18 protein-coding genes and 1 pseudogene are annotated in these 19665 nt (G+C 72.0%); 14 read left to right on the top strand and 5 right to left on the bottom strand.

Annotated features, from left to right (window positions below; all coding sequences use genetic code 11):
* The first annotated feature begins 60 nt into the window (after positions 1 to 60).
* The 3 genes from AB0368_RS24260 (at position 61) to AB0368_RS24270 (ending at position 2396) form a co-directional block, all read left to right on the top strand.
* Complete coding sequence (locus tag AB0368_RS24260; protein ID WP_366156237.1) at positions 61 to 372, top strand: hypothetical protein; 312 nt, start codon at positions 61 to 63, stop codon at positions 370 to 372.
* A 139-nt stretch (positions 373 to 511) separates the two neighbouring features.
* On the top strand, positions 512 to 1432 hold the full coding sequence (locus AB0368_RS24265) for a PfkB family carbohydrate kinase (RefSeq protein ID WP_366156238.1): 921 nt from the start codon (positions 512 to 514) through the stop codon (positions 1430 to 1432).
* A 121-nt stretch (positions 1433 to 1553) separates the two neighbouring features.
* Complete coding sequence (locus AB0368_RS24270; protein ID WP_366156239.1) at positions 1554 to 2396, top strand: 5'/3'-nucleotidase SurE; 843 nt, start codon at positions 1554 to 1556, stop codon at positions 2394 to 2396.
* A gap of 69 nt (positions 2397 to 2465) precedes the next feature.
* Here the strand turns inward: AB0368_RS24270 and AB0368_RS24275 are convergent, their stop codons facing one another.
* Positions 2466 to 3419 carry a serine/threonine-protein kinase gene (locus AB0368_RS24275; protein ID WP_366156240.1) on the bottom strand — a complete coding sequence of 318 codons (954 nt, stop codon included), beginning with the start codon at positions 3417 to 3419 and terminating at the stop codon, positions 2466 to 2468.
* Positions 3420 to 3631: 212 nt separating this feature from the next.
* Positions 3632 to 4000 carry an STAS domain-containing protein gene (locus AB0368_RS24280; RefSeq protein ID WP_366156241.1) on the bottom strand — a complete coding sequence of 123 codons (369 nt, stop codon included), beginning with the start codon at positions 3998 to 4000 and terminating at the stop codon, positions 3632 to 3634.
* A 359-nt stretch (positions 4001 to 4359) separates the two neighbouring features.
* Here AB0368_RS24280 and AB0368_RS24285 point away from each other — a divergent pair, with 359 nt between their 5' ends.
* The 4 genes from AB0368_RS24285 (at position 4360) to AB0368_RS24300 (ending at position 8607) form a co-directional block, all read left to right on the top strand.
* Positions 4360 to 4824, top strand: coding sequence for a hypothetical protein (locus AB0368_RS24285; RefSeq protein WP_366156242.1), 465 nt, complete (start codon positions 4360 to 4362; stop codon positions 4822 to 4824).
* A gap of 218 nt (positions 4825 to 5042) precedes the next feature.
* On the top strand, positions 5043 to 5618 hold the full coding sequence (locus tag AB0368_RS24290; protein ID WP_366156243.1) for a YdeI/OmpD-associated family protein: 576 nt from the start codon (positions 5043 to 5045) through the stop codon (positions 5616 to 5618).
* Between the two features lie 319 nt (positions 5619 to 5937).
* Positions 5938 to 7440, top strand: a complete 1503-nt coding sequence (locus tag AB0368_RS24295) for a serine/threonine-protein kinase (protein WP_366156244.1) — start codon at positions 5938 to 5940, stop codon at positions 7438 to 7440.
* A gap of 297 nt (positions 7441 to 7737) precedes the next feature.
* Positions 7738 to 8607 carry a hypothetical protein gene (locus AB0368_RS24300; RefSeq protein ID WP_366156245.1) on the top strand — a complete coding sequence of 290 codons (870 nt, stop codon included), beginning with the start codon at positions 7738 to 7740 and terminating at the stop codon, positions 8605 to 8607.
* Between the two features lie 64 nt (positions 8608 to 8671).
* On the opposite strand, the gene AB0368_RS24305 is transcribed toward AB0368_RS24300, so the two are convergent.
* A complete protein-coding gene (locus tag AB0368_RS24305) occupies positions 8672 to 10462 on the bottom strand; it encodes a 5'-nucleotidase C-terminal domain-containing protein (RefSeq protein ID WP_366156246.1) in 1791 nt (596 codons plus the stop codon).
* Between the two features lie 88 nt (positions 10463 to 10550).
* Positions 10551 to 11639, bottom strand: a complete 1089-nt coding sequence (locus AB0368_RS24310) for a WD40 repeat domain-containing protein (RefSeq protein WP_366156247.1) — start codon at positions 11637 to 11639, stop codon at positions 10551 to 10553.
* Between AB0368_RS24310 and AB0368_RS24315 the strand changes: the two are divergent.
* The 7 genes and pseudogenes from AB0368_RS24315 to AB0368_RS24345 form a co-directional block, all read left to right on the top strand.
* Positions 11640 to 12290 (top strand): annotated as a pseudogene (locus AB0368_RS24315) (AAA family ATPase); the annotation flags it as partial. It lies immediately after the preceding gene.
* 49 nt (positions 12291 to 12339) lie between these two features.
* Entirely contained in the window at positions 12340 to 13164 is an 825-nt protein-coding gene (locus AB0368_RS24320) for a hypothetical protein (RefSeq protein ID WP_366156248.1), read from the top strand.
* A complete protein-coding gene (locus tag AB0368_RS24325) occupies positions 13161 to 13748 on the top strand; it encodes a DUF4129 domain-containing protein (protein WP_366156249.1) in 588 nt (195 codons plus the stop codon). Before AB0368_RS24320 ends, AB0368_RS24325 begins: the two co-directional genes overlap by 4 nt.
* Positions 13749 to 13759: 11 nt before the next feature.
* Positions 13760 to 15082, top strand: coding sequence for a DUF4350 domain-containing protein (locus AB0368_RS24330; RefSeq protein WP_366156250.1), 1323 nt, complete (start codon positions 13760 to 13762; stop codon positions 15080 to 15082).
* On the top strand, positions 15079 to 16053 hold the full coding sequence (locus AB0368_RS24335; RefSeq protein WP_366156251.1) for a MoxR family ATPase: 975 nt from the start codon (positions 15079 to 15081) through the stop codon (positions 16051 to 16053). Before AB0368_RS24330 ends, AB0368_RS24335 begins: the two co-directional genes overlap by 4 nt.
* A 7-nt stretch (positions 16054 to 16060) precedes the next feature.
* The gene (locus tag AB0368_RS24340) at positions 16061 to 17380 is read left to right on the top strand and encodes a DUF58 domain-containing protein (RefSeq protein ID WP_366156252.1); all 1320 of its coding nucleotides are present in this window, start codon (positions 16061 to 16063) and stop codon (positions 17378 to 17380) included.
* 91 nt (positions 17381 to 17471) lie between these two features.
* Positions 17472 to 18647: an alginate lyase family protein gene (locus AB0368_RS24345; RefSeq protein ID WP_366156253.1), complete on the top strand. Its 1176-nt coding sequence runs from the start codon at positions 17472 to 17474 to the stop codon at positions 18645 to 18647.
* Here the strand turns inward: AB0368_RS24345 and AB0368_RS24350 are convergent, their stop codons facing one another.
* Positions 18648 to 19643: a stage II sporulation protein M gene (locus AB0368_RS24350; protein WP_366156254.1), complete on the bottom strand. Its 996-nt coding sequence runs from the start codon at positions 19641 to 19643 to the stop codon at positions 18648 to 18650.
* Between the last annotated feature and the right edge of the window lie 22 nt (positions 19644 to 19665).

A 19665-nucleotide genomic window follows, 5' to 3' on the forward strand; every position in this document is an offset into this window, starting at 1 on the left:
CCCCGCCGCCGCAACCCCACATCCCTACACTTGGTGACTAGCCAACAGCGGAGGGACACCATGAGCCAGTCGGTCACTCATCAGCCGAGGGTGGCCTGGGACGCCGCCCGGGCCTTCGTCAGGGCGGCCGGCGGACCGGGCTACGACGCCTTCTCCGGTCGCGTACTCAGCCGTCTCGGGACCGACCTGTACGGCGAACTCGCCGACACCCGTCAACGCCTGCTCACCGCCTCGGTGGAGAGCAGCGACAGCGACCGCTTCACCGTCGACGTCGAGGCCAGCAAGTGGCGGGTCCGCCTCGAGGACCTGCTGCGCACCCGCCCCGACCTGATCGGCGCGGTCCGCGAGCTCACCGACGCCGCGCCGCACTAGCTCGTCCTCCGCAGGCCCTCGGCGCCGCCCGGGGGCCTTCGGCATGCTCCCCGGCACCGGCGGGCAGCCGTAAATTGCGGATCAGGCCCGCACTCCTGGCCAATGGCGTAAGACTGTGCGCATGGGTAACAAAGGGGTCATGGTATTCGTGCCTGCGCCCCAGCTCACCGTGACCATCGAGCAGCAGCACGACAAGGCCGAGCTGCACGTTCACCCCGGCGGGCAGGGCGTCTGGCAGGCCCGGATGATCACGTTGCTGGGCGCGCCGGTCACCCTCTGCGCGGCCGCGGGCGGCGAGGTCGGGCGGGTTCTGGAGCCACTGCTCAAGTTCCACGGCATCACGCTGAAGACCATCAAGCGCGAATCGGGTACGGGCTGGTACGTGCACGACCGGCGCAGCGGCAAGCGCGAGGAGCTCGCGGAGGACCCGGGCCAGCCGCTGTCCCGCCACGAGATGGACGAGCTGTACAGCCTCGCGCTGGCCGAGGGCCTGCGGGCGGGCATCGCCGTCCTCAGCGGCCCCGCCCACCCGTCCGTGGTGCCCGCGGAGGTGTACCGCCGGCTCGCGACCGACCTGGGTGCGAACGGCTGCAAGGTCATCGTCGACCTCTCCGCCGCCCACCTGGCCGCCGCGCTGGAGGCCCGCCCGTACGTGGTCAAGGTCAGCCACGAGGAACTGCTGCGCGACGACATGATCGCCGACGCCTCCGTCGAGGCCCTCACCAAGGCGCTGTTCAAGCTCCGCGACGACGGCGCCGAGACGGCCCTGGTGTCCCGCGCCGACGAGGGCGCACTGGCCCTGATCGAGGACACCGTCTACGAGGTCGACATGCCCCGCATGGTCGCCGCCGAATCCCGCGGCGCGGGTGACTCGATGACCGCGGGAGTGGCCGCTGTGCTGGCACAGGGCGGAACCCTGTGTGACGCTGTCCGTACGGGGGCGGCCGCGGGCGCCCTCAACGTCACCCGCCACGGTCTCGGCACGGGCCGCATCGACGCCGTCCAGGTGCTCACCGAGCGGGTACGCCTGACACCCGTCGAGGCAAAGGTATCCGCATGACCGACTGCACCGAACTCGCCCTCCGGACGGAGGAGGCGACCGCTCGGGCCGAACCTGGCTTTCCCGCCGGGTCGGCGGCCATGCCGGTGAGGGCCAGGAGGGCATGCCAGGAGGGCACAGCATGACCCCACGCATTCTGATCACCAACGACGACGGTATCGACGCCCCTGGGATCAGATGGCTGGCCCGCGCGGTCGTACGCCAGGGCTTCGACGTCGTGGTGGCCGCGCCGCTCACCGAGGCGAGCGGTTCCAGCGCGGCCATAACCGCGGTCGAGAAGGACGGGCAGATCTGTGTGCAGCCCCGCGAGCTGCCGGGGGTGAAGAACGTTCCCGCGTACGCGGTGGCGGCGTCCCCGGCGTTCATCGTGCTGCTGGCCCTGCGCGGCGCCTTCGGCCCGGTGCCGACCCTCGTCCTGTCGGGCATCAACCGCGGCGCGAACGCGGGCGCGGCGGTCGTCCACTCGGGCACCGTGGGTGCGACGCTCACGGCCTCACACGCCGGCCTGCACGGCATGGCCGTGTCGCTCGACGTCCTCTCCCCCAGCAACGGTACGGCGGCCAGCGGCGGCCAGGCGATCGCGGACCTGGACAAGGCGGACGACGAGAAGCGCCACTGGATCAGCGCGGCGGAGCTCGCCGTGAAGCTCCTGCCGACCCTCACCCACACGCCGCCCGGCACGGTGCTGAACGTGAACGTGCCCGACCTGCACGTGGACGGCATCCGCGGCCTGCAAAGGGCCCGGCTCGCCAAGTTCGGCCAGGTGCAGATGAGCATCGCGGAGGCGGGCGAGGGGTTCGTCCGTACGGCGGTGCAGGCAGCGGACGAACCCCTCGAACCGGGCACCGACCTTGCGGCGCTGGCCGAGGGCTTCGCGGTGGTGACGCCGATCCGGTCCCCGGGCGAGGCCACGGACGTGAAGATCAACCTCGAGAACATCGTGGTGCAGACCCCGGCGATCTAGGTCCTCCGCCTCGCCGGATCCGGCTCAGATCACCGAGTCGGCCGGGCGGGTTCGCCCCACCAAGCCGGCTCAGATCATCGAGAGGGCCGGTGGGCGGGCGTCGGCGTGGATTCGGTGGAGGGTCAGGGCTACGTCGGCGCTCGGCGGGCGGTCTTCCGGGCGTTTCGCCATGCAGGCGCGGACGAGGTTTCTCAGGGCGGGTGGGAGGCCGGGGATGGCCAGCACCGGTGTAGGGGCCAGGTGGCCGACGCGGCCCGCGGCGACGATCGTGGCCGCCACCGCCGGTGGGTACGGTGAGCGGCCGGTGAGCATCTCGTAGAGCAGCACGCCCAGGGTGTAGACGTCGTCCGCCGGGCTGGCGAACAGGGTCTTCGGGTGTGAGGGCAGCGCTCGCCGGGGGCCGTTGCCGATCGCGCGGAAGTATGGATTCTCACGGTGGGTGTGGGGTGCCCTGACGCCGCCGGCCACGGTATCGGCGGGGGCTTGTGGCGGCGTACCGTATCGGGATTTCCGGTCGCCCGGATGGAGAGCCGCGGTGGCCAGGCCGAAGTCAATGATCTTGATGCCGTCGGCCGTGACCATGACGTTGCGGGCGGTGAGGTCGCGGTGGACGACGCCGCGGCGGTGGGCGACGGCCAGGACGTCGGCGGCGGCCGCGGCGATCCGCACCGCCTCCGGCCATTCCAGGCGGCCGCGGGCCAGGCGTTCCGTCAGGGGCGCTCCGTGAAGGAGCTCGAGCACCACGTACGGGACCACGGTGCCGTCCGGGAGCGGGGCGTCACCGTAAGCGAAGACGCGGGGGACGCTGGGGTGCCGCAGCCGATCGGTGATCAGAGCCTCACGGCGCGCATCGTCGTGGGCTCCCGGATCGTCGGCGCGGGTGGCGGCCAGGATCTTGACGGCCAGCTTGCGGCCGCGGCGGGCGTCGACCGCGGCATAGACGGTCGAGACTCCGCCCTGGCCGATGGCGCGGGTCAGGACGTAGCGCCGCAACAGGGCGGTGCCGATCGGAAGTCGCGCCACGAGAGCACTATTCCGTAGCGGCCGTGACCCGAACAAGTGGGCACAGGAAGGCTTAACGCACCGATCACTCGCGGTCATCGGGGTGGCTTGTTCGGGTCAGGGCCATCGATGGAACGGCTCCGGGGAGCAGTCGTCCGGCTCCGGGAAGCATTGAGCAGGCCGGACTCCGGGACGCGTTGGTCCGGTCCGGGCTGTGGGGCGTGGTGGTCCGGTCAGGCTCCGGGGACCAGGGGGCGGTGCGCCGGGTCGCCGCAGTCGGTGCAGGGCTCCGGGGCGCCGAAGAGACCGAGCAGGCCCGTCACCCACAACTGACGGTGAGCGAAACGACTCGGACGGGTGACGACGAGCTTCACCCCGCTGACCCTGGCGAGCTGGAAGGCTGCCACGAGGGCCGAGATGCCCACGGAATCGATGAAGGTGACCCCGTGCATGTCGAGCTCGATACGGTCGGGCGTGCCGGCGTTGAGCTGTGCCGCCACGGCGTCCTTGATCTCGTACGCGTTCTCGACGTCGATCTCACCCAACGGTGAGAGCTCCACCACTCCGGTGGACCTCGCCGACGTCGTTATCGACAGCGTCACGCCTTACCTCCACCCGCCCGGATCGCCCCGGGCGTCTTCTCCATGGCACGAGAGAGTCGCTGACCTGCGATACTCCCTCGCCGGGGGCGGCGGTGACTACCCCCATCGGGTCCGGTGAAACCGCACCGAACATTAGCGCTCGAACCTGGCAGCTGGCTGTGTGCCGCGGGCCGAACCGGAGCAAGCCTACCCAGCAGCGTCCACCGGATTACGCGCGCAGGCGGTCCACAGCCGACAGACGGTGCACCGGCCACCCTTCCTCTTTCCGGCAGACAGCGGCTGTTCAGGGGACGTTTGCGCGCCGACACACCTGGGCACCTCCGCAGACAGGCATCGGCTATCGCAGGAGGTAGGAGACGATGTTCTCTCGCAAGAGCACGGCCGAGCGCACTGCCGCCGAGGCCTGGGACTACCTGTCCTCGGCCATGGCGTCCGCCGGTGAGAGCGCCAAGGACGCCGGCAAGATCACCGCAGGTCTGGCCGGCGCGAAGGCCGCGGAAATCGCCGGCAAGGCCTCCAAGGGCAGCAACAAGCTGGCCGGCAAGGCGTCCCGGCAGAGCCAGAAGCTGGCCGGCAAGGCCGGCGCCCGGATGAACGCCGCGACGGAGGAGGCCTGGACCCGCGCTCACCTGGCCGCGAACGCCCTCGCGGGCCGCAAGCCCGGCCTGCCCTGGAGCTTGATCCTGGGCGCCGGCCTGGTGGGGGTCGCGCTGGGATGGGCGACCGCTACGACGGTACGGGCGGCAGCCGAGCGCCGGGCGGAGAACGAGCAACTGGAGCTGGCGGAGACCGCGATCGTGGTTGCGCCCACGTACGACAACTGAGGTCCCCTGATTCCTCGGGGGCGGGTTACCCCGAGGGGGCGGCTTTCCTCGAGGGGCGGCTTTGCTCGGGGTAGCGGGACGATCGTGGTCGCCGGACGGAGCCCTTTGCCGCCCGGCAACCACGATCGTGCCGGGCACGGTTGGTGATCGTTTTCCGACGCGCCGGTCCCGTCGAACGACACGCCGTTTCTGTCGTACCCGGGGCCTAGGTTCTAGGCATGGAACCCGTGTTCTTCGCCTCCGAGGCCGAGCTGCGCGCCTGGTTCGAGAAGCACCACGCCGACGAGCCGGAGCTGTTCGTCGGCTACTACAAGAAGCACACCGGCACGCCGACCGTGCAACACACCGAGGCCATCGCGCAGGCCCTGTGCTTCGGGTGGATCGACAGCATCGGCCGCCGCATCGACGAGGACCGCTACCAGGTCCGCTTCACGCCGCGGCGCAAGGGCAGCGTGTGGAGCTCGATCAACATCGCCAAGGTGGCGGAGCTGACCGAGGCGGGGCTGATGCACCCGGCCGGCCTCCACGCGTTCGAGTCGCGAAAGCCGGAGAAGGTCGCCACCTATTCGTACGAGCAACCGGTTGATGCGGTGCTCGACGAGCAGCAGGAGGCCCGATTCCGTGGGGAGGAGGCGGCATGGCGATGGTTCAGTGCGCAATCGGCTTCTTACCGCCGGGCTGCGGTGCACTGGGTGGTGAGCGCGAAACGGGTGGAGACGCGGGAGCGGCGGTTCGCTCAGCTCGTCAGCGACTCCGGGGCCGGGCGTACCGTCCCGCCGCTGACTCGCCGATGAGCTTGCCGCCTTTGCCTCGAATTTCCCTCTCGGTCTCGATGAGGATGCATTCTTCCTCTCTGTTTTGCGCCTTTTCGCCGGGCGCGCGCGATTGTGCCCGGGTTGGGTCTGTGCGGCGTGTCACCCACTCGATCCGGTGGGCGTCGCGGCAGGCCGTTCGGGCCCCCTCACCTGGCCTCGGGTGCCGTCGGGCGTGCCCTTTCCGCAACCCACCGACCTCGCCGCGGGAGGTGAGGAATCTGTATCGTGGTGCGCGGCTCGCGCCGTGGCGAGCCCTCATGGTCCGGTCGTGGCGACACCCGAGTAGATAGGTCCGCTGGTGCTCAGTTCGGGAAGTCTCCTGGACAACCGCTACCGGTTGGACGAGCGTATCGCCACCGGTGGCATGGGTGACGTGTGGCGGGGCACCGACGTGGTGCTCGGCCGGACGGTCGCCGTCAAGGTGCTGCGCACCGCCATGCTCACCGATCCCGAGTTCGCCGCCCGCTTCTACGGCGAGGCCCGGATGATGGCCGCGTTCCGGCACCCGGGTGTCGTGGAGGTCTACGACTACAGCGCCGGGGACGCCGGCGACGAGGACCAGTGTGCATACCTGGTCATGGCTTTCGTCGATGGGGAGCCGCTTTCCGCGCGGCTGAAGGAGCAGGGCCAGCTCGCCGCCGGCGAGACCATGTCGATCGTCGCGCAGGCCGCCGACGCGCTGCACGCCGCGCACGAGAACGGCACCGTCCACCGTGACGTCAAGCCCGGCAACCTCATCGTCAAGCCCACCGGCGCGGTGATCCTGGTCGACTTCGGCGTGGCCCGGTCCGCCGCGGTGACCAGCGTGACCGGTCTCAACGCCATCGTCGGCACGGCCCTCTACATGGCTCCCGAGCAGGTGGCGAAGGGCAACGTCACGCCTGCCACGGACATTTACGCACTGGGCGCTGTGGCGTACCACTGCATTGCGGGTGTTCCGCCCTTCGACGGCGACAACGCCCTCCAGGTGGCGCTGCGCCACCTCGAGGACGACCCCGAGCCGCTCCCCGACGACCTTGCGCCGCCGGCCGTGCGCGAGCTGATCGGCCGGGCGATGGCGAAGAACCCGGAGGACCGGTTCGCCAGTGCCGCCGAGTTCGCCGAGGCCGCGCTGGCTGCCGCCGGGACGCTCGACTGGCGCACGCAGACCGGGACGAGCATGACGCGTACGGCCCTGGTCCGGCCCTCCGTGGCCGGGGCCGCGCTGGCCGGGGCGGCCGGCGCGGGGATGAACGGGCAGTCGATGACCGGGACCGCCTTGACCCGGCCGATGAGCCCCGGCGCCCCCGCCGCCCGCACCATGCCGGTGCAGCGCAACCTGCTGGAGGCCGCACCGCCGTTCGCACCGGCCCGGCCACGGCAGTCGAGGAGCCAGCTCGCCGTCCTGTTCACCGTTATCGCCCTGTTCCTGGTGGCGGGCGGACTCGGCGTGGCGATCTGGCTCTCGAGCAACACCAAGGACGACACCCGCTCCCCCGGCACCGCGGTGGTCCCGACCGAGTCGCAGACGGCGGACGAGACCGACGAGCCCATCGAGCCGTCCGAGGAAGCGCCGACCCGGTCTACGCAGCGTCCCAACGGCGGCCAGCCCCAGCAGAGCCAGACGAAGAAGCCGAGCAAGCCGGCCTCCCCGTCGACCAGCGTCTCTCCCACGACGCCACCCACCCATACCCCGACGTCGACGCCACCGCAGACCGAGCCGACGAAGACCGACCCGCCGGCCAGCGACCCCCCGGACCCCACCCCCACCGAGGGCGACGACGGCGGCGACGCGGGCGGCGGCGGCACCGTCACCAAGTGACGCCTTTCCCGCGACCAGGGCACCCTGGGGACGGGCGCGGAATCGCCCGGGGCGAGACAGCCAGGCGCGGGTATGAGCGCCAAGCATGCCGAGGACGTCGGCCTGCTCAAGGACGCCGGCTCAAGGCCGCGGGCCGGGCAGGGCGGCCAACCGCGGCACCGGGAAACCCGACATCCGGGCGACCCCAGCGGCAACCCACCGCAGCAGTGTTTTCTCATGTCCACCGCGACACAGCCGATAAAGGGGACCTGGCACGGCGCTGCTGCACCCGAGCCGCTACCGGAAAGGCCCCCCTGAATGACCACGCAGATTCCGTACGGCCCAGCGGGCGCGGACTACCCTCAGTTCGCGGCGGGCCACGCGCAGTACCCCCCAGCCGGCTACCAGCACCCCGTGCACCACGCCGCCCCGCACCACGCCGCGCCGCAGCACCCCGCAGCGCAGCAGCCGGTAGCGGACGTCCCGGCGCAGGTCCCGCACCAGCAGCCCCATCCCCCGTCGGCCTACCCGACCGCGCCTCCGTGGGCAACCCAAGCCCAGGCCCCGGCTCCGGCCGCCCCGGGTAGCCCGGCCACCGCCGCCGGCCCAGGCATCCCGGCCCACGCCGCCGGCCCTGGCGCCCCGGGGACCGCGCACCCGGATGCTGCGGTCATGGCGCCGTACGGGTATGTGCCGCAGGTCGGTGGCCTGCTGGTCCCGTACCCGGAGGAGATCCGGAATGCGGCCCGGGCACAGGCGCCCTCCGCCTGGCCGGTGGCCGCCTTCACCTTCTTCTTCAGCGTGTTCGGGGCGATCTCGGCCACCCGCCGCGCCGATCGGGCCCGTTACGGTCGCAACGGCGTGGCGAAGTACTGGATCACCTTCGTCGTCACTCTGGTGGTCGGCGCCTTCTTCTGGAACACCGTGGTGGCTAACGTCGTCGTGCCGCTGTACCTGCAGGTACGGGAGGGCGCGACGGTCAAGTCGCTCGAGGACAACGTGCTGCACGACGGGCAGCTGGCCAAGGCGAACGTCAGCGCGAGCAAGGCCGACTGCCGGCCTGCCGGCGAATGGGCCGGTGGGAAGCGCGAGTACCTGTGCGAGCTGACGCTGAACAACGGGAAGACCGGCCGGGTGCTGGTGACCGCCGACTCGCAGGGCAACTGGAAGTCGCTCGAGAAGCGCTGACCCCGACCGTCGTGGCGCACCCCGCGGGGACCGGGTGCGCCACGACGTTCGTTGAAGGACCGACCTAGAAGACCGGGACGCCCTCGCGGACGAGGCGCCAGTTCGGCACGAAGAAGTCCGCGGGGTTGATCTCGCCCTTGGCCTGTGCCCAGTCGATCAGCAGCTGCCTGATCTCCTGCTGGGCGTTGTAGACCTGCTCCTTGACGATGCCGGGGAAGTTTCCACCGCCGCTGCGCCGGTAGTTGTTCACCGCCACCACGAAGCGGGCGTCTGCCGGCACCGGTGCACCCGCGATGTCCAGGCGGATGATGCGGGAACCCGCCGGCTTGCTGATGTCGATGTCGTATTCGATGCCGGAGATCACGTCGTAGTTGTAGTCCGGGATCGCCGGGTCGCTGATCGTCTCCGGGTCCGGGGTGGCGCCGACCGGCAGCGTCACGAAGTATCTGGCCGAGAACTCCAGGTAGGCCCGCACCTCGGCGCCCGTGAGCACGACCGCCTCGAGCGTGTTGTCGTAGATGTAGAGGCCGGCCACGTCCTTGATCTTGACGTCGCCCTTCGGGAAGACCGCGGTACGGCTGAACGGCGCCGCGATCGAGAGCACGGGCAGCCCGGCGTTCGGGGTGCCGGCCAGCGCCGCGGTCACCGTGTCGGTCTGCACCTTGTTGATGTAGTCCAGGATCGGCGTGTCCTTGTACCTCGACTCGGCGGCGGACAGCTCCTCCGTGGAGGTGGCGACGACCTGGTTGACATACGCGACGGTCTTGGCGTGCTGGGACCGCACCGCCGCGAGCACCTTCGGGTCCTCGGGGACCGTGTTGGTGTTCAGCGACGCCGACTTCTTCTCCGTGATCGTCCACCGGCCGCGGTCGCGAACCAGCGTGAAGTCCATCCGGGTGAGGCGCTGGCCCCACTTCGACGGCTCGGAGAGCAGCACCTGCGCGCCCGTCTTCGTGTTGGTCACGAAGCGCTGCGGGACCTCGCGGTGCGCGTGGCCGAACAGGATTGCGTCGATGCCCGGGACCTGCTCGGCGATCAGCGCGCTCGGGTTCTCGTTGGGCAGCTCGGGGCCGTAGCTGCTCGTACCGCTGTCGCCGCCGTGGGCGGAGATCAGCACGAGGTCGGCGCCGCGGGCGCGCATGACCGGCACCCACTTCGCGGCCGTCTCGATCATGTCCTTGAAGGCGAGCTTGCCCTCGACGTTCGCCCGGTCCCAGATCGCCACGCCCGGGTTGGTGAGACCCAGGATGCCGACCCTCAGGGTGGGTGCCCCCGGACCGAGACAGACCTTCTTGATCAGGTACGGGGTGAAGGCGGGCCGCCCGGTCTTCGCGTCCACGGCGTTGGCGGCGAGCGCGGGGAAGCCGAGCTGGCGGATCCAGAGGTTGAGCAGCGGCAGGCCGTAGTTGAACTCGTGGTTGCCCAGCGTCACGGCGTCGTAGTGCAGCACGTTCATCGCCCGCGCCATCGGGTGCCGCTCGCCGGTCTCCGTGATCGGCTCCTGCTTGGCGTAGTACGTGGCGAGCGGCGTGCCCTGGATCGTGTCGCCGGCGTCGAGGACCAGAGTGGCCCTGCCCCGCCGCTCGGCACGGATCTGGTTGACCAGCGCCGCGAGCTTCGCGACCCCGACGTCGTTGTGCGCGCTGTCGTCGTACTCGAGATCCCTGTAGTAGTCCCAGTTGTAGACGTTGCCGTGCGTGTCGGAGGTGCCGAGCACGGTGAGATCGTAAGTCCGGCCGGAGGCGGAGGCAGCGCCGGACGCGGAGGCAGCGCCGGACGCGAAGACGGGGGCGGCGGCACCGGCGGCGGCAGCCGCCAGCACACTGCGCCGCGAGACGCCTGCGGGGAGGGTCATACCGAACCTTTCGACGAAATTGTCCGAGCGCCTCGTGAGCACCCGTCGACGCACGATAACCGCCGATGTATCGATGGGCGAGACCGCGTCACCGCACGGCGAGGGCGAGCAGACCCCGGTCGAGCCCGACGACGAGCATCCCGCCGACGTACGCGCATGCGAGCGCCCGGTGGTGCACCGGGATGATGCGGACGAGCCGGCCGGTCCGCGGCTCCCACAGCCGCACGGTGCGGTCCAGGCCGACGGACGCCAGGAGGGTACGGCCGCCGAATTCGATCGGGCACACCCCGGTCACCGGCGCCTTGTGCCCGCTGAGCACACCGAGCGGGCTGAGGTCGTCGAGGCTCCACAGCCGGATCGTCCGGTCCACGCCGGCCGACACGAGCACCTCCCGGTTGCCCAGCGGATATGCGGCCAGCGCGTTCACGGCATCGTGGGCTTGTCGTTCCCGGAGCAGCTCGCCGCGCGGGTCCCAGAGCCGGATCATGCCGTTCTTGTCCGCCGAGACCAGCAGGTCAGTGTCCTGGTGGCGCACGGCGACCAGGGCGGTGACCCAATTGGCGTGACCGAGCAGCGGCCTGGCCCGGTCGTTTCCCGGAGCCTGGTGGACGTCCCAGACCCGCACGATCAGGTCGTCGGCTCCCGAGGCGAGCAGCGTGCCCACCGCGCACACCGCGTTCACGCGCTCGTGGTGCTGCTTGAACTCCTTGACCAGCTCACCGCGGTCGGCATCCCACACACGGACGACCCGGTCCTCGCCGGCCACCGCCAGCAGGTGCAGGTCGTCCTCGGCCAGCGCCGCGACGTCGGTCACCGTGGTGCCGGGCGCCGGCATGGCGAGCCGCTGGTCGCCGGTCGCCGGATCCCACAGCCGCGTCATACCGTCGCCGCTGGTGGACGCGACCAGGGTGCCGTCCGCGACCGGCGTCTCGGCCAGTGCGCCGACCGCGCCCAACCGGCCACCGTCCATCACCGTCTCCGTGCGGCCCGTCGCGGTGTCCCAGAGGCGTACCGTGCCGTCGTCGCCCGCGGTGGCGAGGAGGTGACGGCCGCCGACGGGCAGCTCGCAGATGGCCCGGATCCAGCTCGCATAGCCCTCGATGGACGGCCGTTGGACGCCCGTACGCATGTCCCAGAGCCGGATGATGCCGTCCTCGGCGGTGGCGGCGAGAAGCACCGTGTCGTCGCCCAGATGGCGCAGTTGCTGATGGCCACCATGGTGAACGATCCGCTCTTCGGCGGGCAGGGTGCGCCGACCGATCCGGGACTGCTGCTGACGCCACGCCCCGGTTACCGGGCACGGGTCTCCGTGATCAACTTTGTCGGGCTCACCGACGACGGCCAGCGGCAGAGCTTCGTCAACCAGCTGCAGCTCGCGCTGTTCGGATGGATCAAGCAGAACCCGGCGGGTGACCGGCCACTCGGCGGAATCTTCGTGATGGACGAGGCGCAGACGTTGGCACCATCCGGTCCGATGACCGCGTGCACGCACAGCACCCTGGTGCTCGCCTCGCAGGCTCGCAAGTACGGCCTCGGCCTGGTGTTCGCCACCCAGGCACCGAAGGGCCTGCACAACCGCATCCCCGGCAACGCCGCCACCCAGTTCTTCGGGCTGCTGAACGTTCCGACCCAGATAGCGGCGGCGCGTGAGCTGGCCCGGGCCAAGGGCAGCGACGTCTCCGACATCGCTCGACTGAAGGTCGGGCAGTTCTACGCCGCGGTCGAGGGAGGCCAATTCGTCAAGCTTCAGGCGCCGTGGTCGCTTTCGTATCATCCGCCGAGCCCGCCGACGACCGAAGAGGTGCTCGAGCGCGCCCGGGCGGGCTGAGCGACGGCAACGCCCACGAAGGATGCCTCGATCGCCTAGGATCGCCGCCATGTCCGCGCAGCCCGATCTGCCGCTGCGTCCCATGACGCTCGGTGAGCTGCTCGACGCCGCCATGACGTTGCTCCGGGCCCGGGCGCGGCCGCTGCTGCTCACCGCCGGCGTGCTGGCCGTGCTCGAGCAGGCCCTGCTCATGCCGATGCGTGCCGCCGCGATCGCGACGCCGCCGGTGTACGGGCCGGCGAAGCAGCACTTCGGGGCGTGGTGGGTGCTCGTCGCCGCCGGGTTCGCCGCCGAGGGGTTCATCATCTGCGTGCTCGGGGCGATCGCCGCGGCCGCTGCCGGGCCCGCGCTCCTCGGCCGGCCGCTGCGCGACCGTGACGTGTGGAAGCGGGTACGCCCGGTGCCGACCCTGCTCGCCGCCGTCGCGTTCGGGGCGGTCTGCGGGGTCGCGGCGTTCGTCGGGTTCGCCGGGTGGGTCTTCGTGTACGGGGTGTTCGGCCTGGTCAGCGCCGTCATCGTGATCGACCGGTCGGGGTCGTTCGGTCGGGCCGCGCGGCTGGCGATGCGGGGCGGGATGCGCGGCGCCTGGACGCGGCTGGCGGCGTACGTGACGTGGTTCGCGGTGCGGATGGCGCTCGGCGCGGGGTGGGTCGCCGTGCTCGCCTGGCTGACCGGCGACCGGCCGGAGTGGCTGGCGTGGACCGCCCCGGCGGCGTGGGCGGCCGCCAACACGGTCGCGTACGCGGCGCTGGCCTGCGTCGACGGGGTGCTGCTGCTGGAGACGCGGATCCGTACCGAAGGCCTCGACATCGCCATCAGCCGGGCACGCAGCCGCGGCCAGGACGAGGCGGCGGTCCTGGTGTACGCGCCGTGACCCGGGCATGGGACGAGTTCGCGGCGGCCGTCTTCGACCGGATCTCCCCGCAGCTCCTGCTGTTCCTGCTGCTCGTGGCCGCGGGTGTGGCCGGCGCGCTCTGGTACTGGTATCCGGCCTGGGTGCCGCGGCGGATGCCCCGGTGGCGGGTCCGGCGGCCCCGCTGGCGGCTGCCGCGCTTCCGCCGGCGGAAGAGGAAGCGGACGAAGAAGACCCGCACCGGCGCGGAGGAGACCGCGGCGCCCGTCTTCGAGCCCAGCGTCGTGCTGCCCGACGGCACGCTGCTCGCCGACCGGCTCGCCGCCGAGGGCCGCTATGCCGAGGCGATCCGGCAGCGGCTGCGCGACCTGGTCGGCGACCTGGCCGTGGCCGGCATCGTCGCGCCGCTGCCCGGCACGACCGCCGCCGAGGTCGCCGCCACCGCCGCGGCGCAACGCCCGGCGATGGCCGTCCCGCTCGGCGGCGCCACCGACCTGTTCTCCGAGATCTGGTACGGCGACCGTCCGGCCCGCCGCGACCACGACGACAACATGCGCGCCCTGACCGGCGAGGTCCGCACGCGGATGAGGGGCGGTACGCCGTGAGGAACCCCCGGATGCTGCGCCTGATCGTGCCGTTCGCGGTGGTCGTCGGCCTCGCCACCATCACCGGCGCCGCGCACGCGGTGCAGCAGCCCGATCCGACCGACGCCACCTTCCTGTCCCCCACCAGCGGCGAGGGCGAGGGTGCGCGGCTACTCGCCCAGGGACTCACCGGCAAGGGCGTCGCGGTCGACGTGCGAGCCAGCAGCCAGGAGGCCCTCGACTCGATCGGCACCCTCGGTGACGCGACGCTGTTCGTGACGGCTCCGGGGCTGGTGCACCCGGCGTACCTGGAAAGGTTTGCCGCCCTGCCGCCTCGGGTGCGGGTCGTGCTGGTGGCTCCTCGGGAGAACGAGCTGCGCAAGGCCGGGCTCGACGTCCCGGTCAGCGGCCCGCGCTGGACCGCCGCCGCGCCCGCACCCGGATGCGCCGCGGACTTCGCCGGGGCGGCCGGGCCGGCGGCGGCCCTGCGCTGGCGCTACGACGCGGCCGAGTACGCGCCGCTGACCTGCTACGACGGGGGCCTGACCGAGTTCCGGGCCGGGGGCTTCGCCGAGATCACGCTGGTCGGCGCGGTGGACCCGTTCCGCAACGACCGCGCCGACGAGCACGGCAACCGGGCGCTCGCCGTCGGGCTGCTGTCGCGCAGCCCTCGGCTGGTCTGGCTCGATCTGCACGAACGGGAGCCCGCCCCGCTGATCCCTCCGGAGCCGTCGACGGGACAGGGGTCGGATCCGGGCGACTACAACGCTGACCAGGGCTCGACGGGCGACGGCGACCGTGACGACGAGCCCGCTGAGGAGCCGACCGGCACACCGCCGACCGGCGAGAACGAGGGCGGCGGCACCGAGGGTGACGGAACGGTGGCCGGCAGCCCGCTCGCCCAGGCCTTCCCGCCCTCGGTGTGGGCCACGCTGGCCCTGCTCGTGCTCGCGGCGGTCGCGCTGGCCCTGGCGTCGGCCCGGCGTCTCGGTACGCCGGTCGCCGAGCCGCTGCCGGTGCAGGTCCGGACCGCCGAGACCGTCCGGGGCCTCGGTGGCCTGTACCGTCGGGCGCGAGCGCGCGGCACGTCGCTGGCGACCGTACAGTCGGCGGCGCGGACCCGGCTCGCCGACCACTTCGATCTTCCGCCCGGCACGCCCGTCGACGAGCTCGCCGCCCGGGTGGCGGCGTACACGGCGCTGCCGGAGGACGACGTCCGGCACCTGCTCGGCGGCGGCGTCGAGGACAGTGACGCGGAGCTGGTCCGCGCCGCGACGGCGGTGCAGGATCTGGTCCGGTCCGTCACCGGGCAGCAGAACTGGCAACAAGCACCGGACGAGGGGAATGTGACGTGACGTCTTCGCTATCCGTGGAGGCCCTCGCGGCCCGCGACGCGCTCCAGCGCCTGCGGACCGAGGTGGCCAAGGCGGTCATCGGGCAGGACGCGGTGGTCGGCGGCGTGGTCATCGCCCTGCTCTGCGGCGGCCACGTGCTGCTGGAGGGCGTGCCGGGCGTCGCGAAGACGCTGCTGGTGCGGGCCATGGCGGCCGCGCTGGACGTCGAGACCAAGCGGGTGCAGTTCACGCCCGACCTGATGCCGGGCGACGTGACCGGTTCGCTGATCTACGACGCGCGCTCCGCGGCGTTCAACTTCCGGCCCGGCCCGATCTTCACCAACCTGCTGCTCGCCGACGAGATCAACCGCACCCCGCCGAAGACCCAGGCCGCGCTGCTCGAGGCGATGGAGGAGCGCACGGTCAGCACCGACGGCGAGTCCCGGCGCCTGCCCGAGCCGTTCATCGTCGTGGCCACGCAGAACCCCATCGAGTACGAGGGCACGTACCCGCTGCCGGAGGCGCAGCTGGACCGGTTCCTGCTCAAGCTGGCCGTACCGCTGCCGGAGCGCCACGAGGAGCTCGGCGTGCTGCGCGCCCACCACATGGGCTTCGACCCGCGGGACCTGAAGGCGGCCGGGGTGGGCCCGGTGGCCTCCGCCGCCGACCTGGCCGCCGGCCGCGAGGCGGTACGCCGGGTGGCCGTCGCCGAGCCGGTGCTGGAGTACATGGTCGACCTGTGCCGCGCCACCCGGGTCGCTCCGGCCCTGGAGCTGGGGGCGTCGCCGCGCGGCACCACCGCGCTGCTGGCCGTGGCCAAGGCCCGCGCCTGGCTCAGCGGCCGCGAATACGTCATCCCGGACGACGTGAAGGCCTTCGCGGTCCCCGTCCTGCGGCACCGGGTGCGGCTGCGCGCCGAGGCGGAGCTGGACGGGGTCACGACCGGCTCGGTGCTGCAGTCCGTGCTCGGCGCCGTCCCCGCCCCCCGGTGAGCCGACCGTGGTCACCAGGCGCTTCGCGCTGCTGCTGGCGCTCGGCGTGCCGCTGCCGGCGCTGCTGCCCTCGCCCTGGCTGCTGACCCTGGCGGTGCTGGGGCTCGCGCTCGGTGCGGCGATGCTGGACGCGCTGGTCGCGGCTCCCCTGACCGCCGTCTCCCTGCGGCGCGACGGCGTCGAGACGCTCTGGCTCGGCGAGACGGCGACCATGACGCTGACCGTCGGCAACACCGCGCGCCGGCCGATGTGGCTGCGGCTGCGCGACCGCTGGGTGCCGTCGGCGGGCGCGGACCGCACCGAGCACCGGCTCAACCTCCTCGCCGGCGAGGAACAGCAGGTCACCACCACGCTCACGCCGACGCGGCACGGCGACCGGGCGGCGGTACGGGTGACGCTGCGCTCGTACGGGCCGCTCGGGCTCGCGTACCGGCAGCGGTCGCAACGGTGGAACGAGCGGGTGACGCCGAAGTGGACCCTGCGGGTGCTGCCGCGCTTCCCGTCGCGCCGGTTGCTGCCGGAGAAGCTGGCGAAGCTGCGCATCTTCGACGGCGCGGTGGTCACCCGCGGCCGGGGGCAGGGCACCGAGTTCGACGTGCTGCGCGAGTACGTCATCGGCGACGACGTGCGCTCGATCGACTGGCGGGCGTCCGCGCGTACCCATGACGTGGTGGTCCGGACCTGGCGCCCCGAGCGCGACCGCCGGGTGGTCTGCGTGCTGGACACCGGCCGCACGTCGGCGGCGCGGATCGGCGACGAGCCCCGGCTGGACGCCGCGATCGACGCGGCGCTGCTGCTGGCGGTGCTGGCCTCGAAGGCCGACGACCGCGTCGACATGGTCGCGGTGGACACCGCCGTACGCGCCAAGGTCGAGGGCGGCGGCCACCGCACCAAGCTGCCGCGTCTGATCAGCTCGATGGCGTCCCTGGAGCCGGCCCTGGTCGAGACGGACTTCGGCCTGGTCGCCGGCGATCTGCTGCGCCGCGACCACAAGCGCGCCCTGGTGGTGATCTTCTCGGCGCTCGACGCGGCACCGATCGTCGAGGGCCTGCTGCCCATCCTGTCCCGGCTCACCACCAAGCATCGGGTCATGCTCGCCGCGGTCCGCGACCCTGAGACCGCCCGGCTCGCCCATCTGCCGGAGACCGGCGCCACCGCGGAGGACGTCCACCTCGCCGCGGCCGCGGAGCTTGCCCTGGGCGAACGCGACCGGGTCCGGGCGCTGCTGACCCAGCAGGGGGTGATCGTGGTCGACGAGCCCCGGGAGACCTTCGCCTCCAAGGTCTCGGACGTCTACCTCGCGCTCAAAGCCGCCGGCCGACTCTAAGAAGATTTAATAGAAAGGTAAGACGCACTGTATGCGGCTTTAGGGCAACTTCCGCTTAGCTGTGGCGATGCGCAGACACAGAGCAGCATCGATGTACGCGGTGATCGTCGGGGCGATGCTGATCCCCGCCTCCTTCGCCGGTGCGCAGGCACGGCCCGACACCCCGGAGGCCGTCGCGCGGCCGGCGTCCTTCGCCCACCCCGGCGTGCTGGTGAGCCGGGCACAGCTCGACGTCGTGCGGTCCAAGGTCAAGGCCGGCAAGCAGCCGTGGAAGTCCGCGTACGACCAGCTGCGCTCCGACCCGCTGGCGTCGCTGTCGCGAACCCCCAAGCCGCGCACCACGGTGGAATGCGGCCCGTCCTCGAACCCCGACCACGGCTGCAGCGACGAGCGCACGGACGCGCTGGCCGCGTACGCGGACGCGCTCATGTGGTCCATCACGGGCGACGGCCGGTACGCCGACAAGGCCATCCAGCTGATGGATGCCTGGTCAGGCACGCTGAAGGGACACAGCGGCCACAATGCGCCACTGCAGACCGGCTGGTCCGGGGCCGGCTGGTCGCGGGCCGCCGAGCTGATCAAGCACACGTACCCCGAGGGCTGGCCCAAGGCCGCGCGGTTCGCCACGATGCTGCGTACCGTCTACCTGCCCGGCCTCCTCAAGGGGTCCGGCGCGAACGGGAACTGGGAACTCATCATGACCGACGCCGCCCTCGGGATCGCGGTCTTCCTCGACGACCGGGCGTCGTTCGACCGGGCCCTCGCCCTGTGGCGCGGCCGGGTGCCGGCCTACATGTACCTTCGATCCGACGGCCCCGCACCGCTGTCGCCTCCCGGACGGCCGAAGTCCGGCGCCGCGCTGACCAAGTACTGGTACGGCCAGACCAAGCTGGTCGACGGCCTGGGCCAGGAGACGTGCCGGGACTTCGGGCACGTCGCGATGGGCTTCAACGCGGCGTTCCACGGCGCCGACACCGCCCGTATCCAGGGCGTCGACCTCTGGCGGGAGCAGGCCGGCCGGTTCGCCGCCGGGCTGGAGTTCCACGCCGGGCACGAGACCGGTACGCCCGTGCCGTCCTGGCTGTGCGGCGGCTCGGTCACCAAGGGCACCGGCCAGTACTGGGAGGTCGGGTACAACGCGCTGCACACGCGGCTGGGCATGGAGCTGCCCCGTACCCGAGCGCTGCTGGAGTCCAGGCGCCCGATGGGCACGGACAAGCACTCCACCGGTTGGGAGACGCTGACCTCCGCTGACAACCCGGCCTGATCAGGCCGTCGGGACCTCGGCGACCGTGTGCTCCGGCGCCAGCTCCGAGCTCTCCCCCCGCCGGTGGGCCGCGCCGCCCACACCCAGGGCGTACCCGAGGAAGGCGAGCCAGACCGCGAACCCGATGCCGATCCGGACCGGGTCCGGCCACCCCGACGGCGTCACGTACGCCTCCAGGACGCCCGACACCAGGAGCATCGCGACCAGGCCGAGCGCCACCAGCATCCCCGCGCGGGCGTGCTCCGCGAGCGCCCGGCCGCGGGTGCGGTGCGGGCCCGGGGCGATCCAGGCCCAGCCGATGCGCAGGCCCACGCCGGCCGCCACGAAGATCGCGGTCAGCTCGAGGAAGCCGTGCGGGAGGATGTACGCGAAGAACGTACCGCCCTTGCCCGCGTTCATCATCAGGGCGCCGGTCAGGCCCAGGTCGAAGGTGTTCTGGGCGAGGATCCACAGGACCGGCACGATCAGTACGCCGGAGGCGAGGCACTGGCCGGCGATCATGGCGTTGTGCGTCCAGACGTTGGCGGCGAAGTTCTGGGCCTGGAACTCGCTGTAGTAGCCGACGAAGTCCTCGCCGGTGTACTGCTCGAGGGCCGACGCCGGGACGAAGGTCTCGATGATCTCCGGGTGGGTGGCGAAGTACGCCATCAGCACCCCGGCGACCAGCACGTCCAACGCCGTCACCGTCAGCCACCAGCGGCGCGCCCGGTAGAGCTCCAGCGGCAGGGTCGTGGTGAAGAAGCGGGCCACCGGGCGCCAGGAGAATCGGCGGCCGCCGGTGACCGCCGAGCGGGCGGCGAGGACGAGCTGGGACAGCGACGCCAGCAGGATCGGATCGGGCGAGTGGCTGCGCACCACCGACAGGTGGGTGGCCGCGCGCTGGTAGAGCAGCACGAGCTCGTCGGCCTCGGCGGCCGACAGCTTGCGCCGGCGGGTCAGCGCGTCGAGGCGGTTCCACTCCCCGCGGCGCTCGCTGACGTAGGCGTCCAGGTCCACCGGCGCAGCGTATCGGGCGGCG

This window comes from Actinoplanes sp. NPDC051475 (genome assembly GCF_040689425.1).
Classification (GTDB): domain Bacteria; phylum Actinomycetota; class Actinomycetes; order Mycobacteriales; family Micromonosporaceae; genus Actinoplanes.